The sequence below is a fragment of the Neorhizobium sp. T25_27 genome (assembly GCF_002968565.1).
Lineage (GTDB): Bacteria > Pseudomonadota > Alphaproteobacteria > Rhizobiales > Rhizobiaceae > Neorhizobium > Neorhizobium tomejilense.
The window spans coordinates 616,242-633,554 of the sequence record NZ_PVBJ01000001.1 but is presented as its reverse complement, the minus strand read 5'-3'; the positions used below and the strand labels follow the sequence as shown (position 1 = coordinate 633,554).

The window sequence follows — 17,313 nt, the reverse complement described above, 5'->3', positions numbered from 1 at the left end:
GCAAAACGCAACCGCCGGATTTTCATCCGCGCGGCCAAAAGTGCTGTCTGGAAAAGAGGTGGCGACGTCGACGGCCGCCTATTCCCCAGCAGTCGCGAAAACCGCGCTGGCGTCGCTGACGATCGCCACATGCGAATAGGCGGCCTGCCCCGCCGCGACTGCGTCGGCGCGTATGATCGCCATGACGATCTGGTCGTGCTCTTCATAGGATTTCGCAAGGCGTCCCGGCAGGCGGAATTGCGCGCGGCGGAAAGGTGCGAGCCGCGCCCGCGTCTGCGTCACCATCTCGAAGACATGGTCGTTATGGGCGCCGCGATAAAGCCTTGTGTGGAATTCGGTATTGTGCGCCGCGTATTCCTCTTCCGCGCCTGAATGCACCAACCGCATCGAGCCACGGTGGTCGAGTTCCAGCGCCCGCCTCTCGTCCACCGTCATCCGCTCGGCCGACAGCCGCGCGCAAATACCTTCAAGCTCGGCCATCGCCTCGAACATCGAGTGAAGATGGGTCTCGGTGACATTGGTGACGACGGCGCTGCGGTTCGGCTCGCGCCCCACAAGCCCCATGGCGCCGAGTTCGCGCAGGGCCTCGCGCACCGGCGTGCGGGAAACCTCGAAGCGTGAGGCGAGCGAGATCTCGTCGAGCTTCTCGCCCGGCAGGAGGGCGCCCGTGACGATCATGTCGGCAATCGCCCGCACCATCTGCTCGACGGTGGTTCCGGTACGGATGACTTCTCTGCGCCTGAGCTGCTTCACGGGACGATTCTACTTGACCTTACAATTTGCATACAGATGCCGTTCCGGACTCCATAAGTCAAATAACGCCGCCAACATCGCGGTAACTTTCAGCTTTCCGATATCGAAAAGGCACCACCGGCGATTGCCGTATTGCCCCTCCGGCGGGTTGCTGAACAAATAATAACTATTGATTATTTCTTAAGCGAAAATGCGATGAATCTGTATGCACTTTTCATTGGAGAGTTTTCGGCTTGTAAAATTTCTGTTCAGTAACAACGGCTTGAGTTCTGGCACGTACATTGCATGCACTTTACTGTACCCGTTCGAAACCGGCCCAGAGCCGCAAGGAGCATGCCGATGACCAAACTCCTTCCCATGAACCGCCGCAATTTCCTCCAGGCTTCCGCCGCCGGCCTGGCTGCTGGTGCCGCCCCCGGCCTGATCGGCTCGCAGGCCATGGCGCAGACGGCGCTGACCGTCGGCTTCATCTATGTCGGCCCGAAGGACGACTATGGCTACAACCAGGCGCATGCCGAGGGCGCGTCCGTCATCAAGAAGATGCCGGGCATCACGCTGGTCGAAGAGGAAAACGTTCCGGAAACCGTCGATGTCCAGAAGACCATGGAGTCGATGATCAACCTCGACGGCGCCACCCTGCTCTTCCCGACCTCGTTTGGCTATTTCGACCCTCATATGCTGGCGATGGCCGCCAAATATCCGAAAGCGCAGTTCCGCCATTGCGGCGGCCTGTGGACCGAGGGCAAGAACCCGATGAATACCGGATCCTATTTCGGCTATATCGGCCAGGGCCAGTATCTGAACGGCATTGCCGCGGCCTATGCGACCAAGAGCAAAAAGATCGGCTTCGTCGCCGCCAAGCCCATCCCGCAGGTGGTCCAGAACATCAATTCCTTCCTGCTCGGCGCCCGTTCGGTCGATCCGACGATCACCTGCCAGGTGATCTTCACCGGTGAATGGTCGCTCGCCGTCAAGGAGGCCGAAGCCACCAACGCGCTGGTCGACCAGGGTGCCGACGTTATCACCTGCCATGTGGACAGCCCGAAGGTGGTCGTCGAGACCGCCGCCCGTCGCGGCGCCTTCGTCTGCGGTTACCATGCGGACCAGAGCGCGCTTGCCAAGGACAAGTACCTGACCGGCGCCGAATGGGCCTGGGGCAATGTCTATACGAGCTTCATCAAGGCCGCCCAGAGCGGCGGCAAGCTCGGCAATTTCGTCCGCGGCGGCCTGAAGGACGGCTTCGTCAAGATGAGCCCGCTCGGACCGGCCGTCTCCGCCGAAGGGCGCAAGAAGTTCGAGGCGACGCTTGCCGAGATCATGACCGGCAAGTTCTCGGTCTTCAAGGGCCCGATCAAGGACAACAAGGGCAATGTCGTCGTCACCGCCGGCAAGTCGTTTGCCGAGGATGCAATCGAACTCGAAAGCATGGGTTACCTGGTCGAGGGCGTCGTCGGGTCCACGTCTTGATCTCGAGGTGAAGGAGAAGCGCCATGACCGTCGAAGCGAACGATCCGGGACTATCGATAGCAACGGGGAGCGGTGCTTCGCTGCGCCCCGTCCTCGAATGGTTGGCGCGACGGGCTGAACCCATGGCGATCGGGCTCGTGGCGATCCTGATCGGCCTGGCGCTTTTCTCCCTCTTCATCCTCGCGATCGGCAAGTCGCCGGTCACCCTCTTCCAGCTCATGTACACGGGCGGTTTCGGAAGCTGGTTCTCGATCCAGAACAGCCTTTCCCGCGCCGCCCCCCTGCTGCTGACCGCGCTCTGCGTCGCGCTGCCGGCACGGCTCGGGCTCGTCATCATCGGCGCCGAGGGCGCGGTCGTGCTCGGCGGCGTCGCAGCGGCGGCCAGCGCCATGCCCTTCATCGGCGTGGTGCCGCCGATCGTGCTCTTCATCTTCATGGGCTTTGCCGCCATGGTGGTCGGCGGCATCTGGATCGGCTTTGCCGGTTTCCTGCGCCACTATCGCGGCGTCAACGAAACGATCTCCTCGCTGCTTCTGGCCTATATCGCGATTGCCCTGATGAACCAGTTCGTCGAAGGGCTGCTGCGCGATCCCGCCAGCCTCAACAAGCCCTCCACCAAACCTCTGCCGAAGGAATACATGCTCGGCCAAATCCCCGGCATGGACGTCCATTGGGGCCTCGTCATCGGCATCGTCGCCTGCGTCCTCTCCTGGGTGCTGATCGAGATCACCAGCTTCGGTTTTGCGGCCCGCATCGCCGGCGGCAATGTCCGCGCGGCGCAGATCCAGGGCCTGCCGGTCGGCAAGCTGATCGTCGGCTTCACCGCCATTGCCGGCGGTTTCGCCGGTCTCGCCGGCATGATCGAGGTCGCGGCGGTCCAGGGCAGCGCCAACGCCTCGCTCGCCGCCGGTTACGGTTACACCGGCATCCTCGTCGCCTTCCTGGCACGCCACAATCCGCTGGCGATCATCCCGGTCGCTATCCTGCTCGGCGGCATCGCAGCATCGGGCGGCCTGATCCAGCGGCGGATGGGCTTGCCCGATGCGACCGTGCTCGTGCTCCAGGGCACGCTGTTCATCGTCATCCTGTTCTGCGAGACCTTCTACGGCCGCTTCAAGATCTTCAATCCCGACCTCTGGAAAAGGAGCTGACCGATGGAAGACACAGGAATCGGCCTCTGGGGCGTGCCGCTGGCGATCTTCGCAGGCGCAATCCGCGTTTCCACCCCGTTCATCTTCGTTTCGCTCGGGGAGACGATCACCGAGCGCTCCGGCCGGATCAATCTCGGGCTTGAAGGCACGCTCGTTTTCGGTGCCATGGCGGCCTATGCGGTGGCTGTGATGACCGGCTCGCCGACATTAGGCGTGCTGGCGGCGATGGCGACCGGCGCCCTGTTCGGCACGATCCACGGCTGGATCTGCAAATGGCCGAAGGTCAACGACATCGCAATCGGCATCGCGATGATGCAGTTCGGCCTGGGCCTCGCCTTCTTCCTCGGAAAATCCTTCATCCAGCCGGTGGCGCCGAAACTGCCCTCCATTCCGCTCGGCAGCTGGTCGGCGGTGCCGCAGGTTCAGGCAGCGCTCAACATCAACGTGCTGTTCTTCATCGGCGCGGCGCTTGCCCTCTTCCTGTTCTGGGCCTTCAAGAACACCCGCATCGGCTTGATCCTGCGCGTCGTCGGCGACAGCACCGATGCCGCCCGCGCCATGGGCATCAGCCCGGACCGTGTACGCCTCCTCGCAACGGCCGCCGGCGGTTCGCTTGCGGCGATCGGCGGCGCCTATCTGTCGCTCTATTACCCCGGTTCCTGGAACGAGGGCATTTCCTCCGGGCAAGGGTTGATGGCGGTGGCGCTGGTGATCTTCGCCCGCTGGAACCCGATCGGCTGCTTCCTCGCCGCCCTGCTGTTCGGCGGTGCAGGCGCGCTTGGGCCGGCCCTGCAGTCGGTCGGCGTCACGCAGGGCTATTACCTGTTCTACGCTGCACCCTACGTGCTCACCCTCATCATTCTGATCGCCACCTCCTCGCCCACCCGCTCGCTTGCCGGCGCGCCGGGCGCGCTCTCGCTGACGAAATAGGCCGCAAACCGAATTGGAGAGACCCGATGAACAGCCTTTCCCCCGCCGCGCTGGCTGGCCAGACACTCAGCTATATCGACGCCGATCCCTATGCCTGGCCTTACAACGGCGACCTGAGACCTCAGAACACAGCCCTCATCATCATCGACATGCAGACCGATTTTTGCGGCAAGGGCGGTTATGTCGATCACATGGGTTACGACTTAGCCCTGGTGCAGGCGCCGATCGAACCGATCAAGCGCGTCCTCGCCGCCATGCGCGCAAAAGGCTACCACATCATCCACACCCGCGAAGGCCACAGGCCCGACCTCGCCGACCTGCCCGCCAACAAGCGCTGGCGCTCGCAACGCATCGGCGCCGGCATCGGCGATCCCGGCCCCTGCGGCCGCATCCTGACGAGGGGCGAGCCCGGCTGGGACATCATCCCGGAACTCTACCCGATCGAAGGCGAAGTCATCATCGACAAGCCGGGCAAGGGCTCGTTCTGCGCCACCGACCTCGAACTCATCCTCAACCAGAAGCGCATCGAGAACATCGTGCTGACCGGCATCACCACCGATGTCTGCGTCTCGACCACGATGCGCGAGGCGAACGACCGCGGCTTCGAATGCCTGATGCTGGAAGACTGCTGTGGCGCCACCGATTACGGCAACCACCTCGCCGCCATCAAGATGGTCAAGATGCAGGGTGGCGTCTTCGGTGCCGTCTCCAATTCCGAAGCACTCGTGAAGGCCCTGCCCTGATGCCTTCGCTGCGTGCCCACGTCTATCGCATACCCGCCGACGGCCCGGACGATGTCGCCGGCGTCGAGGCGTTGTTTGCGGGCGGTCTTGCGGCGAAGAACGTCGTGGCGGTGCTCGGCAAGACCGAAGGCAACGGCTGCGTCAACGATTTCAGCCGTGGATACGCGACCCGCAGCTTCGACGACTTGTTCCACAGGCATGGGGTCGATGGGGTCTCAACCGTCATGTCGGGTGGAACCGAAGGCGCGCTTTCGCCGCACTGGACGATCTTCACCCGCGAAACTGTGGAAGCGCCCGGCGAACGAGCGCTTGCAATCGGTGCCTCCCGCACACCCGTTCTGCCCACCCATCATCTCGGACGCCGGCAACAGGTTCTGCTCGTCGCCGACGGGGTCAGGGCGGCAATGCGGGATGCCGGTATCGACGACCCGGCGGATGTGCATTTCGTCCAGATCAAATGCCCGCTGCTGACGTCGCGCCGGATCTCCGAGGCGGAGGCCGCGGGCGCCACCGTCGCGACCCGCGACACGCTGAAGTCGATGGGCCTGTCGCGCGGCGCCTCCGCGCTCGGCGTCGCGGTGGCGCTTGGCGAGGTCGGCGAAGCGGAAATCGCCGATGCCGATATCGGTATCCGTTTTGACCTCTTCTCGAATTGCGCCTCGACATCGGCCGGTGTCGAACTGATCGACCACGAGATCATCGTCCTCGGCATGAGCTCCCAGTGGTCCGGCCCCTTCGCGATCGATCATGCCGTCATGGAAAACGCGATCGACGCATGTTCAGTCCGCCGGGCGCGTGAACGCTTGCCGGAAAACAGCCGCCTTGCAGCGGTTCTCGCCAAGGCCGAGCCGGACCCTTCCGGCAAGATCGGCGGCAAGCGCCATACGATGCTGGACGATTCCGACATTTCCGGCACGCGCCACGCCCGCGCTTTCGTCGGCGGCGTTCTCGCGGGCGTTTTCGGCATGACCGACCTCTACGTCTCGGGCGGCGCCGAGCATCAGGGACCACCCGGCGGCGGCCCCGTCGCTATTATCGTCGAAAAGGAGACTTGAAGTGAGCATCGTTCGCGATACCCCACTCCCCCAGGCCGGCAAGGCGGTCGGCATCGAAACGCTCGGCATGACCATGCGGTTCGGTTCCTTCACCGCGCTCGACAACGTCTCGATCAGCGTGCCCGCCGGCTCGTTCCATGCTCTGCTCGGCGAAAACGGCGCCGGCAAGTCGACGCTCGTCAAATGCATCATGGGCTTCTACCACGCGACATCGGGCTCGCTCTCGGTCGACAGCCGCGAAGTCTCGGTCGCCTCGCCCAAGGATGCCGCCACCTACGGGCTCGGCATGGTCTACCAGCATTTCACGCTGGTGCCCTCGCTGACCGGCGCCGAAAACCTGGTGATCAGCCGCACCTCCGTGCCCTCGGTGATCAACTGGGCGAAGGAACGCAAGAATCTTGCCGCCTTCATGGAGCGCATGCCGTTCCAGATCCCGCTCGAACGGCCGGTGAGCGAGCTGGCGGCCGGCGAGAAGCAGAAGCTGGAGATCGTCAAGCAGCTCTATCTCGGCCGTTCCTTCCTCGTGCTCGACGAACCGACCTCGGTGCTGACGCCCGCCGAAGCCGACGAGATGCTCGGCATCGTGCGCGGCATGACCGAGCGCGGCGAACTGACGGTGCTGATGATCAGCCACAAGTTCCACGAGGTGACGAAGTTTGCCGATGCGGTCTCGATCCTGCGTCGCGGCAAGCTGGTCGGCACCGGCAAGGTCAGCGAACTTTCCACCTCCGACATGGCGGGAATGATGATCGGCGACGTCAAGCTCGCCGAACTCGACAGCCGCCTGCCGGTGCCGGAAGCCGCGAAATCGGTATTGAAGGTCGAACAGGTCAAGGCGCCGGATCGCTCCGGGCTGAAGACGATCGAGATCGACAACCTGACGGTCCGATCCGGCGAGATCGTCGGCATCGCCGGCATTTCCGGCAATGGCCAGAAGGAACTGACCGAGATCCTCGCCGGCCAGCGCCCGACCGACGGAGGCACGGTGACCGTCAACGGCGAAGCCTATGGCGCGACCCGCCCAGAAACCCGCAGGAACAACGTCCGCTTCATCCCCGAAGAACCCCTCCAGAACGCCTGCGCGCCAAAAATGACGGTCAGCGAAAACCTCGCCTTCCGCACCTTCGACCTGAAGGGTGACGGCAAGGATGCGATCTGGCTGAACAAGGGCGAAATGAAGAAGCGCGCCTCCTCGCTGATCTCGGATTTCAAGGTGAAGACCGCCTCGTCCTCTTCGCCGATATCAGCCCTTTCCGGCGGCAACGTGCAGCGGGCGGTGCTGGCGCGCGAACTCACCGGCGACGTCGATCTGCTGATCGTCTCCAACCCCTGTTTCGGCCTCGACTTCTCGGCCGTCGCGGAAATCCGCGCCCGCATCATGCGCGCCCGCAACTCGGGCACCGCCGTGCTGCTGCTCTCGGAAGATCTCGACGAACTGCTGGAAATGTCGGACCGCATCATGGTGATCTCGGAGGGTAAGCTGGTCTACGAAACACCGATCCGCGCCGCCGATATCGGCGTCATCGGCGCCCATATGGCGGGGCATCACTGATGGCCGAGGGGATAATCGAGATCAAGGCAGAACCCTTCGCCTTCCCGGCGAAACCGGAAACGCTGGCGCTTATCGTCATCGACATGCAGCGCGACTTCGCCGAGCCTGGCGGTTTTGGCGCCAGCCTCGGCAACGATGTCGGCCGCATCACCAAGATCGTGCCGGACGTCAAACGCCTCATCCAGGGGTTTCGCGATGCCGGCCTGCCGGTCATCCACACGATGGAATGCCACAAGCCGGACCTTTCCGACCTGCCGCCCGCCAAGCGCGACCGTGGCAATCCGACGCTCCGGATCGGCGATCTCGGCCCGATGGGTCGGGTTCTGATTTCAGGCGAACCGGGCACGGCGATCCTGCCTGAACTTGCGCCGATCGACGGCGAAGTGGTGATCGAAAAGCCCGGCAAGGGCGCCTTCTACGCCACCGAGCTTGGCGACGTGCTGAAGGCGAAAGGCATCAGCCAGCTCGTCTTTGCCGGTGTGACGACGGAAGTCTGCGTCCAGACGACGATGCGCGAGGCGAACGACCGCGGCTACGAATGCCTGCTCGCCGAAGAGGCGACCGAGAGCTATTTCCCCGAGTTCAAGGCCGCCGCCATCGCCATGATCCGCGCCCAGGGCGCCATCGTCGGCTGGACCGCTCATGTCGACGACATTCTGGACGGGATCACGCCTAAGGGGATGACCGATGCCTGAATCAACCCGCGAACTTCTGACGCTAGGCGGATGGAAAGACTTGGAATTCGAGCCCTTCCGCGACGAGGTCACGATCCACTGGATCCGCCCCTTCGAAGGCGACCAGCCGGGTGTGGCGCTGCTGAAATACGAGGCCGGCGCCGGCGTTCCCCGCCACCGCCATGAAGGCCTCGAAACCATTCTGGTGCTCGAGGGCGTGCAATCCGACGAGGCCGGCGACTCCGGCCGCGGCAGCTATATCGTCAATGCGCCCGGCACCGAACACTCCGTCTGGAGCGATACCGGCTGCGTCGTCCTGATCCAGTGGGACCGGCCGGTGACAATACTGGAAGAGGAAATGGCATGAGCTTGCCGGAACAGACGCCCGCCTTCGACATCGCCTCGCTTCACGCGTTCTACCAGGATGGCGGCAGTGTCGCGCAGATCGTCGAGGCGGTTTTCGCGCGGATCGCCGAGGTCGATGATCCCGGCATCTTCATCCACCTGGCCGACAGGGAGACGGCGCTAGCGGAAGCCGCAAGCCTTGGCGCCTTTGATCCGGCGAAACCGCTCTTCGGCATTCCCTTCGCGGTGAAGGACAATATCGACGTCGCCGGCATGCCGACCACCGCCGCCTGCCCGGACTATGCCTACATGCCCGAGAAGGACGCGACCGTGGTCGGCCTGCTCAAGGCAGCCGGTGCGATCGTCATCGGCAAGACCAATCTCGACCAGTTCGCGACCGGCCTCGTCGGGGTACGCTCGCCCTATCCGATCCCCAAAAACGCCATCGACGCAAGGCTCGTGCCGGGCGGCTCATCTTCCGGGTCGGCTGTGGCAACCGCGCAGGGCATCGTCAGCTTCGCTTTAGGCACCGATACCGCCGGCTCGGGGCGCATCCCGGCCGGCCTCAACAATATCGTCGGGCTGAAGCCGAGCGTCGGCGCGCTGTCGACCACAGGCGTCATTCCCGCCTGCCGCACGCTCGACTGCGTCTCGATCTTCGCGCTGACCACGGACGACGCGTGGAAGGTCTTCTCCGTCGCCGCGAAATACGACGAGACGGACGCCTATTCGAAGGTCGCGCCAGTAACCGGCTTCGGCTCCGCGCCACCGGTACTGACGGTCGGCGTGCCTGCCAAGGCGGACCTGCAATTCTTCGGTGATACGGTCATGGAGGCAGCCTATGGCGATGCCGTATCGATGCTTGCAAGGCTCGGGCATCGCATCGTCGAAGTGCCCTTCGGCGATTTCTACAAGGTCGCCAACCTGCTCTACGAAGGCGCCTGGGTCGCCGAGCGTTATGCCGCGGTAAAGCCGTTCTTCGACACGAAGGAAGAGAGCTTCCATCCGGTAACGCGAAAAATCTACGGCAGCGCCAAATCGCTCTCCGCAGCCGACGCCTTCAAGGGTCTATATGCACTGCAGGCCCTGAAGAAAACACTGGCGCCTCTGATCGCCTCCGTCGATCTCTTCTGTGTGCCAACCGCGCCGACCCACTACACGGTTACCGATCTGGAAGCGGAGCCGATCCGGGAAAACTCGCGGCTCGGCACCTATACCAACTTCGTCAATCTGCTCGACATGTGTGGCATCGCCGTGCCGACCGGCACCCGTGCCGACGGCCTGCCGGCAAGTGTCACGCTGCTCGCGCCTTTCGGCCGCGACGGCCTCACCGCATCGGTTGCCCGCGACCTTCACCAGGCGAGCGGCCTTTCGCTCGGCGCCGCCGGCTGGCCGCTTCCCGCACCATCCGAAACGCCTGTCGCAATCGCCAGCGACGACCTGATCGACGTCATCGTGGTCGGTGCGCACCTATCCGGCATGCCTCTCAACCATCAGCTTACCGATCTCGACGGCACCTTCTCCCGGGTCGCGAAAACCTCCGCCGCCTACAAGCTTTATGCACTTGCCGGCACGGTGCCGCCGAAACCCGGCATGGTCCGCGTCGCCGAAGGCGAAGGCGGCGAGATCGAGGTCGAGGTCTGGAAGCTGACGCCAGCGGGCTTCGGCCTGTTCGTCGCAGCGATCCCGCCGCCGCTCGGCATCGGCACCGTCACCCTGTCGGACGGCACCTCGGCCAAGGGGTTTCTGGCCGAACCGTTCGCGCTTCAGGGCGCACTCGACATCACCGCCTATGGCGGCTGGCGGGCCTATCTCAAGGAGTTCGCGTCGCTGCCGCGGGTTGGCAGCGTCGGCTGATCTGCTGCGGCTGACCACGCGGGCACGCAAATCCGGAAAAGATGCGCATGTGCGGGAACGCCTTCACGCGCCGCCGGTTCGACTGCTGCGCCAATCAGGCGCTGGAGGAGAAACCATGGGTATAGAACAGGCTCCGACCGAAAAGGGTCGGCAATCCGCACGCGGTCTGAAGCAGAGCACCCGCAAGGAAGAGAAGAAGGTCGAAGTTCAAAAGGGATCGGACCTCGCCAAGGGCGCCGAACGTTTTGAGGAAAGGTCGAAAAGCTCGGACGGCAAAAGCGCCGGCACCAAGCAGAGGTAGAGCCTAAACCGCCCTGCCCTTTACATCGACCAGGTCTCGCTGATGCGGCGAATGCATTGCAGCAGGTTGACCGTCGGCGGCGTCATCAGGCCCTTCTTGCGGCGGTAGACGCGGAACGTCCGCTGCCAGTCGAGCTCGGGCACGTTGACCCGTGCCATGTTGCCTCGTTCCACCTCCTCGCGCACCAGGGGCAGCGGCATCCAGCAGAACATCGCTTCCGAGAGAACCGCGGCTTTTAGAACCGGCACGGAGCGGGAGACGATCGACGGCGCGTTCGGCTCCAGCGCATTGTCATGGAACCGCCGCTGCCACTCCCTGACGGTCGGTGTGCTCGGTGGAGGCATGGCCCAGTCGAACTTTCCCGCTTCCGCGAGCGTCACGTGCTCCCGTTTAATGATCGGATGATCGGACCTTGCAAAAACCGACACCGTGTCGTGCATGATGTCAGGCGTCGCCATGATGATATCGTCGTCCAGATAGGGTTCCGGCGAAATCGCGATATCGATCGTTCCACCCTTCAGCCCTTCCAGCACCCGGTCTTCCAGGTCTTCGATGACCTGGTACTGCACTTCCGGATGCTGTTTGCGCATCTCGCCGATCACCGCGATGATGAAACCGCCGACGACGCTCGCCACCCCGCCGATCCGCACCACGCCGCGGCTGGCGCCGCGCATCTGCTGGATCACGTCTGTCGCATTACCGATCTCGGAAACGACCAGTTTGGCATAGGGAAGCAGGGCATCTCCGAAGACGGTCGGCACCACGCCGCGCGTGGTGCGCTCGAACAGAGGAACGCCGTAGCTGTCCTCCAGCCGCTTCAGCATGCGTGTGATCGCCGGCTGCGTCATGTTCAAGGCGGTGGCGGCCGCGCCGAGGCTGCCGCGCCGCGCGCATTCCAGAACGATTTGAGCCGATCGCACATCCAAAGTCATGCCTTGATGTAATGGATTATTGGAAATTCTTCAATTCCAAGATAGGGCGCTATCTGCGACACTTCCCATGACAAGACATGCGCTCAGGGTGGGAGCCCTGAAAGGCCGGGAGGAGGCCTCGAAGCTATGAACAAGATGTCGCTGGATTTCCTGTCCAGCAGCACGAAGCTGCGTGGACAGACCGTAAGCGAGGCGGTTTTCGACTTTCTGAGGCAGAAGGGCATCGACCGCATTTTCGGCAATCCGGGCTCCACCGAACTGCCGATGTTCGTCAACGTGCCGGACGATTTTTCCTACGTGCTCGGCCTGCAGGAATCGATCGTCGTTGCGATGGCGGACGCCTACGCGCAGACGAGCCGCAAGCCGGCCTTCGTCAACCTGCATTCCGCCGCCGGCCTCGGCCATGCGCTCGGCAATATCTACACGGCCTATCGTAACCGCGCACCGCTGATCATCACCACCGGTCAGCAGAGCCGCGAACTGCTGCCCCACGACCCGTTCCTGTTCGCCGAAAACCCGACCGAGTTTCCGAAGCCCTATGTGAAATGGGCGTGCGAACCGGCCCGCGCCGAAGACGTGCCGGCGGCGATTGCCCGCGCCTATTATATGGCGATGCAGCCCCCCCGCGGCCCGGTCATGGTGTCGGTTCCGTTGAGCGACTGGCAGGCGCAGGCCGCCCCGATCGCCATCCGCGACGTGGAAACGGTGATCAGCGCCCCCGCCTCGGCGATCGACGATCTGGCCCGCCGGTTGAACGATGCCAAGGAGCCGGTGCTCGTTGTCGGACCGGGCGTCGATATCGACAATGCCTGGGACGCCACGGTGCGGCTTGCGGAAATCCTGCAGGCGAAGGTGTGGGTAAGCCCGCTTTCGTCCCGCTGCAGTTTTCCCGAGCGCCATCCGCTGTTTGCCGGTTTCCTGCCGGCCTTCCAGCCGAAGCTCGCGAACTGCCTGCATGGCGCCGATCTCGTGCTGGTGCTCGGCGCGCCGGCCTTCACCTATCATTTCGCCGGCTCCGGCCCGGATATTCCGGCAGGTGCGGAACTGTGGCTGGTCACCGACGACCCTGCCCAGGCGGCGAGCGCCATCGTCGGCAACGCCATGGTCTCGAACCTGCGCGCCGCCACCGAAAGCCTCGTCTACCGCCTGCGCTGCCGCCCGCAACGAACGAGCGGACCGGCCCGCACCATTCCGCGCCTGAAAACACCGAAGGGCATCACCCAGGAATTTTTCTACCAGACGCTCGCCGACGTTCGCTCGCCTGACAGCATCGTCTTCGAGGAAGCCCCAAGCGGCCGCGATGCACTGCACGACTTCTTGCCCATCGAACGGCCCGGCGGCTTTTTCGCCACCGCCAGCGGCGGCCTAGGATATGCCCTGCCCGGCTCGGTCGGCGCCGCCCTGACCAGGCCGGAACAGCCGGTCATCGCCGTCATCGGCGACGGATCGAGCCTCTATTCCATCCAGTCGATCTGGTCCGCCGTCGAATACGATGCCGATCTGATGATCGTTATCCTCAACAACGGCGGCTACAAGGTGCTGAAGGCGATTGCCGAGCGGAGTGGCTCCGGCCGCATCGACGGTGTCGACATCGGCCACATGGATTTCGTCAAGATCGCCGAGGCGCAGGGCTGCAAGGCCGTTCGCTGCGAAAAGGGCGACGAACTGTCGTCATGCCTGCGGGACCTTCTCAAGATGAAGGGGCCGCGGCTTTTGGAAATCATTCTATCCGAGGAGGAGACTGAAATGAATGTCGCGGTCAGAAACGAACAGGCCCTGAAAACCCCCGAAAAGTTCTTCATCGGCGGTGAATGGGTTGCCCCGCTCGGCACCAACAAGCTCGATGTCATCTCGCCGGTGACCGAAGAAGTGCTGATGAGCTATCCCGAAGCCAGCAATGCCGATATCGACAAGGCCGTTGCCGCCGCCCGCGACGCCTTCGACAATGGCCCGTGGCCGCGCATGACCTTCAAGGAACGCGCCGGTTACCTGCGCAAGATCGCCGACCTCCTGACCGCCCGCCTCGACGAGATCGCCAATGCCTGGACCACCCAGGTCGGCGCGCCGATCTTCCTGACCAAGAAGCTCGTCGGCCAGAACCCCGGCCTCTACAACTATTATGCAGGCCTGATCGAGAACGACGAGTTCGTCGATCAGCGCAAGCGCGCCGATGGCGGCGAAGTCCGTGTCGTGCGCGAGCCGGTCGGCGTCTGCGCCGCGATCACGCCGTGGAACGCGCCGATGGTGCTCCTCAACTACAAGGTCTCGGCAGCGCTTGCCGCCGGCTGCACGATTGTCGCCAAGCCCTCGCCGGAAACCCCGCTGGATGCCTATCTTCTGGCCGAATGCATCGAAAAGGCCGGGCTGCCCAAGGGCGTATTCAACCTCGTTCCGGCCGGCCGCGATGGTGGCGACTACCTCGTCCGCCACAAGGGCGTCGACAAGGTGTCGTTCACCGGCTCGACCATTGCCGGCAAGACCATCGCCGCCGCCTGCGCCGACCGCCTTGCCCGCGTCAGCCTCGAACTCGGCGGCAAGTCGGCAGCCGTGCTTCTCGACGATGCCGACTTCGCCAAGGCCCTGCCGGCGCTGATGGTCTATTCCATGCCGATCACCGGCCAGGTCTGCTTCTCGCTGACCCGCATCCTGGTGCCGGAATCCCGCAAGCAGGAATTCATCGACCTCTACGTGGGCGCGGTGAAGAACATCAAGGTCGGCGACCCGGCCGATCCGACCACCCAGATGGGGCCGCTCACCATGGCCCGCCAGCTTGCCCGCGTCGAAGGTTACATTGCTGCCGGCCGTGCAGGCGGTGCGACGGTTGCCTGCGGCGGCGGCCGTCCGGCCGGTCTCGACAAGGGCTATTTCATCGAACCTACCGTCTTCACCGACGTGACGATGGACATGAAGATCGCTCAGGAAGAAATCTTCGGCCCGGTCGTGTCGATCATCAGCTACAAGGACGATGAGGAAGCGGTCAAAATGGCCAATGACACGACATACGGCCTGTCCGGCGCGGTCTTCAGCTCCGATCCGGAGCGTGGTTATGCCTTTGCCCGCCGCATGCGGACCGGCAGCGTGACGGTCAACGGCATGATCGTCGACATCCACCACCCGTTCGGCGGGTTCAAGCAGTCCGGCATCGGCCGCGAGGGTGGTCCCGAAGGCCTCGAAAACTACTTCGAGGTCAAGACGATCCACATGGCCTGAGACCATAGAGTCCAAACAGAAAGGCCGCCGGGTTCATGATCCGGCGGCCTTCTTGTTTCGAAATGTCTGGTGGATCAGAGCACTTCGAAAACGCCGATCCTGACGGCATTTGCCAAACGCTCGCCGGTGCCGATGAACATGGTGTGGTTGAGCCAGGTGTATCTCGGATCACCGGTCTGCAGGCGCGGGCTCGTGCGCATATAATAGAGCGCCGGATCGACCGTCTCGCCCGCCGCCAGCCTTGCCAGCACGTCCGGCGGCCCGTGCCGGAAACCGAAATTGCGGATGTCGATCATCGCCCCGTCATGGGTCTCGATCACGTAACGGGTGTCGAGTTCCGCGTAACCGGCATCATAGACGCTCTGCCAGTCCGCGCCGAGATTGAGGACACGCCCGGAAAGGCGCTCCCCTTCGACGACGCCGCCGATGATCGGGATGATCCGCCAGCGGCCGCCCGGGCCGCCTCCCTTCTCGATCGGCGTGCCGAGTTCGGCGCGGATTTCGCAAAGCTGTCTGAGGCTCGGTGCCATCATGTGCGTTATCTCATCGTTTGCGGCAGCCACAGCGAAATCACAGGGAACGCCACCAGCAGGAAAAGCCGGATGATATCGTTGAGAATGAAAGGCATGACGCCGCCGTAGATCGTGGTGATCTTCACGTCCTTCGCAATCGAATTGATGACGAAGACATTGATGCCGACGGGCGGCATGATCATGCCGAGCTGGCAGGCGACGACGATGATGATGCCGAACCAGACGGGGTCGAAGCCAAGATGGCTGATGACCGGGAACACGATCGGCACGAGCAGGATGATCATCGCCATCTCGTCCATCAAAGCCCCGGCAATGAGGAAAATGACCAGGATCAGCGTCAGCGTCCCATAGGGCCCGAGATCCATTCCGACCAGCAGTGCTGTCAGCTTCTGCGGCGACTGGGTGATCGCCAGGAAATAGCCGAACAGGATGGCGCCGATCAGCACGCTGAACAGCGAGACCGACGTCCGGAGCGACTCCACGAGGCTCGCCATGATGGACCGATAGTTTAACCGGCCCCGCAGCAAGCCGATGACCATGGTCATCAACGCGCCGACCGCCGCCGCTTCCGTCGCGGTTGCTATACCGAGATAGATGACCCCGATGACGGAGATGAAAAGAAGCATGACGGCCCAGACGTCCCGAAGCGATGCGAGAGCTTCCCTCAGCTCGAACGGCTTTCCGGGCGGCAACCGCTTGCCATGGGCGATCAGCACGGTCGCCATGTACATGAAGGTCGCCATGATGCCGGGGATGATGCCGGCCATAAGCAGCTGCGCGACATCCGTCTCCGTCAGAAAGGCGTAGACGACCATGATCACCGAAGGCGGGATCAGAATGCCGAGCGTGCCGCCTGCGGCGATAACGCCGGTCGAGGTAGCATCGGCGTATTTCGCCTTGCGCATCTCGGGCAGCGCGATGCGGGTCATTGTCGCGGCGGTCGCAATCGAACTGCCGCAGATCGCCGCAAATCCGGCGCAGGCGCCGATCGTGGAGAGGGCGAGCCCTCCCCGGAACTGTCCGAGCCAGGCATTGCCCGTCCTGAACAATTCCCGCGACATGCCGGAATTGGTGGCAAAGGCCCCCATCAGGATAAAGAACGGCACGAGCGTCAGGTTGAAATCGGTAATGACGCGAATCGGCGATGTCGTCAGCAGGTTGAGCGCCGGCGACATGCCGCGCATGGCGGCAAACCCGAATATGCCGACCAGCCCCATCGAAACGCCGAGCGGAACGCGCAGGCCCATGAGCACGAACATGGCGACAAAGCCGCCGATAGCGACGAGATCAGCGGTATTCATACGCCATGGCCCTCAAGCGGATCGATATCTTCAGGTTCGCGCCGAACGAAAGGCGAGATCGCGGTGGTGACGACGGCCGATGCACAGCCGAGCCAGATCAGCCCGATCAATGGCCAGACGGGGATGCGCAGATCGAACGTCGCTTCATTGCTCCGATAGGCGCTGGCGAGGCGGAAGAACATCATGTAGGCGAGCATGGCCGTGAAGACGAGGAGCAGCGCCCAGGCGATGAAATTGAGGATGCGGCGTCCCCGCGGCCCCATCGGCTCGTAGAGCAGGTCGACCGCAATGTGCCCGCCGCGATAACCGAGCGACGCCAGGCCCCACATGATGCAGGCGCCGATCAGATAGCGCGAAATATCGAAGGAGTCGGGGATCGGCCACGCCAGGACATAGCGGCCAACGGTGGAAGCGACGATCAGGATGGTACACAGCCCCAGCAGGATGCCTGCCACAAGATCGACCACGTCGCTGAAGCGTTCCAGATAGCGGTTCATGGACAGCACTCG

The 17,313-nt window shown here is 63.5% G+C and carries 16 protein-coding genes; 11 read left to right on the top strand and 5 right to left on the bottom strand.

The window, feature by feature from the left end:
- Positions 1-78: 78 nt before the first annotated feature.
- Positions 79-753 carry a GntR family transcriptional regulator gene (locus C5J24_RS03225; protein ID WP_105415560.1) on the bottom strand — a complete coding sequence of 225 codons (675 nt, stop codon included), beginning with the start codon at positions 751-753 and terminating at the stop codon, positions 79-81.
- 339 nt (positions 754-1,092) lie between these two features.
- Between C5J24_RS03225 and C5J24_RS03220 the strand changes: the two genes are divergently transcribed.
- The 10 genes from C5J24_RS03220 (at position 1,093) to C5J24_RS03175 (ending at position 10,828) form a co-directional block, all read left to right on the top strand.
- A complete protein-coding gene (locus C5J24_RS03220) occupies positions 1,093-2,220 on the top strand; it encodes a BMP family ABC transporter substrate-binding protein (protein WP_105415558.1) in 1,128 nt (375 codons plus the stop codon).
- A gap of 23 nt (positions 2,221-2,243) precedes the next feature.
- On the top strand, positions 2,244-3,371 hold the full coding sequence (locus C5J24_RS03215) for an ABC transporter permease (protein WP_105415556.1): 1,128 nt from the start codon (positions 2,244-2,246) through the stop codon (positions 3,369-3,371).
- Between the two features lie 3 nt (positions 3,372-3,374).
- Complete coding sequence (locus C5J24_RS03210) at positions 3,375-4,301, top strand: ABC transporter permease (RefSeq protein WP_105415554.1); 927 nt, start codon at positions 3,375-3,377, stop codon at positions 4,299-4,301.
- A 26-nt stretch (positions 4,302-4,327) separates the two neighbouring features.
- Complete coding sequence (locus tag C5J24_RS03205) at positions 4,328-5,044, top strand: cysteine hydrolase family protein (RefSeq protein WP_105415552.1); 717 nt, start codon at positions 4,328-4,330, stop codon at positions 5,042-5,044.
- The gene (locus C5J24_RS03200) at positions 5,044-6,099 is read left to right on the top strand and encodes a ring-opening amidohydrolase (protein WP_105415550.1); all 1,056 of its coding nucleotides are present in this window, start codon (positions 5,044-5,046) and stop codon (positions 6,097-6,099) included. Before C5J24_RS03205 ends, C5J24_RS03200 begins: the two co-directional genes overlap by 1 nt.
- 1 nt (position 6,100) lies before the next feature.
- Entirely contained in the window at positions 6,101-7,651 is a 1,551-nt protein-coding gene (locus C5J24_RS03195; RefSeq protein ID WP_105415548.1) for an ABC transporter ATP-binding protein, read from the top strand.
- A gap of 11 nt (positions 7,652-7,662) precedes the next feature.
- Complete coding sequence (locus tag C5J24_RS03190; protein ID WP_105416596.1) at positions 7,663-8,346, top strand: cysteine hydrolase family protein; 684 nt, start codon at positions 7,663-7,665, stop codon at positions 8,344-8,346.
- Positions 8,339-8,692 (top strand): cupin domain-containing protein, encoded by a 354-nt coding sequence (locus C5J24_RS03185; RefSeq protein WP_105415546.1) that lies wholly within the window; start codon positions 8,339-8,341, stop codon positions 8,690-8,692. Before C5J24_RS03190 ends, C5J24_RS03185 begins: the two co-directional genes overlap by 8 nt.
- Positions 8,689-10,527, top strand: coding sequence for an allophanate hydrolase (gene atzF, locus C5J24_RS03180; protein ID WP_105415544.1), 1,839 nt, complete (start codon positions 8,689-8,691; stop codon positions 10,525-10,527). Before C5J24_RS03185 ends, atzF begins: the two co-directional genes overlap by 4 nt.
- Positions 10,528-10,642: 115 nt before the next feature.
- On the top strand, positions 10,643-10,828 hold the full coding sequence (locus C5J24_RS03175; RefSeq protein WP_105415542.1) for a hypothetical protein: 186 nt from the start codon (positions 10,643-10,645) through the stop codon (positions 10,826-10,828).
- 20 nt (positions 10,829-10,848) lie between these two features.
- On the opposite strand, the gene C5J24_RS03170 is transcribed toward C5J24_RS03175, so the two are convergent.
- Positions 10,849-11,748: a LysR family transcriptional regulator gene (locus tag C5J24_RS03170; protein ID WP_172723831.1), complete on the bottom strand. Its 900-nt coding sequence runs from the start codon at positions 11,746-11,748 to the stop codon at positions 10,849-10,851.
- Positions 11,749-11,886: 138 nt separating this feature from the next.
- Here C5J24_RS03170 and mdlC point away from each other — a divergent pair, with 138 nt between their 5' ends.
- The gene (mdlC, locus tag C5J24_RS32605; protein ID WP_205836915.1) at positions 11,887-14,970 is read left to right on the top strand and encodes a benzoylformate decarboxylase; all 3,084 of its coding nucleotides are present in this window, start codon (positions 11,887-11,889) and stop codon (positions 14,968-14,970) included.
- A 74-nt stretch (positions 14,971-15,044) separates the two neighbouring features.
- On the opposite strand, the gene C5J24_RS03155 is transcribed toward mdlC, so the two are convergent.
- From C5J24_RS03155 to C5J24_RS03145, 3 genes are read right to left on the bottom strand one after another with little or no spacing between them, the layout of a single operon-like run.
- On the bottom strand, positions 15,045-15,503 hold the full coding sequence (locus tag C5J24_RS03155; RefSeq protein ID WP_105415538.1) for a DUF3237 domain-containing protein: 459 nt from the start codon (positions 15,501-15,503) through the stop codon (positions 15,045-15,047).
- A 5-nt stretch (positions 15,504-15,508) separates the two neighbouring features.
- Positions 15,509-16,804: a TRAP transporter large permease gene (locus tag C5J24_RS03150; protein WP_105415536.1), complete on the bottom strand. Its 1,296-nt coding sequence runs from the start codon at positions 16,802-16,804 to the stop codon at positions 15,509-15,511.
- Positions 16,801-17,301 (bottom strand): TRAP transporter small permease, encoded by a 501-nt coding sequence (locus C5J24_RS03145; RefSeq protein WP_105415534.1) that lies wholly within the window; start codon positions 17,299-17,301, stop codon positions 16,801-16,803. The genes C5J24_RS03150 and C5J24_RS03145 overlap by 4 nt, the downstream gene beginning before the upstream one ends.
- Positions 17,302-17,313 lie beyond the last annotated feature (12 nt).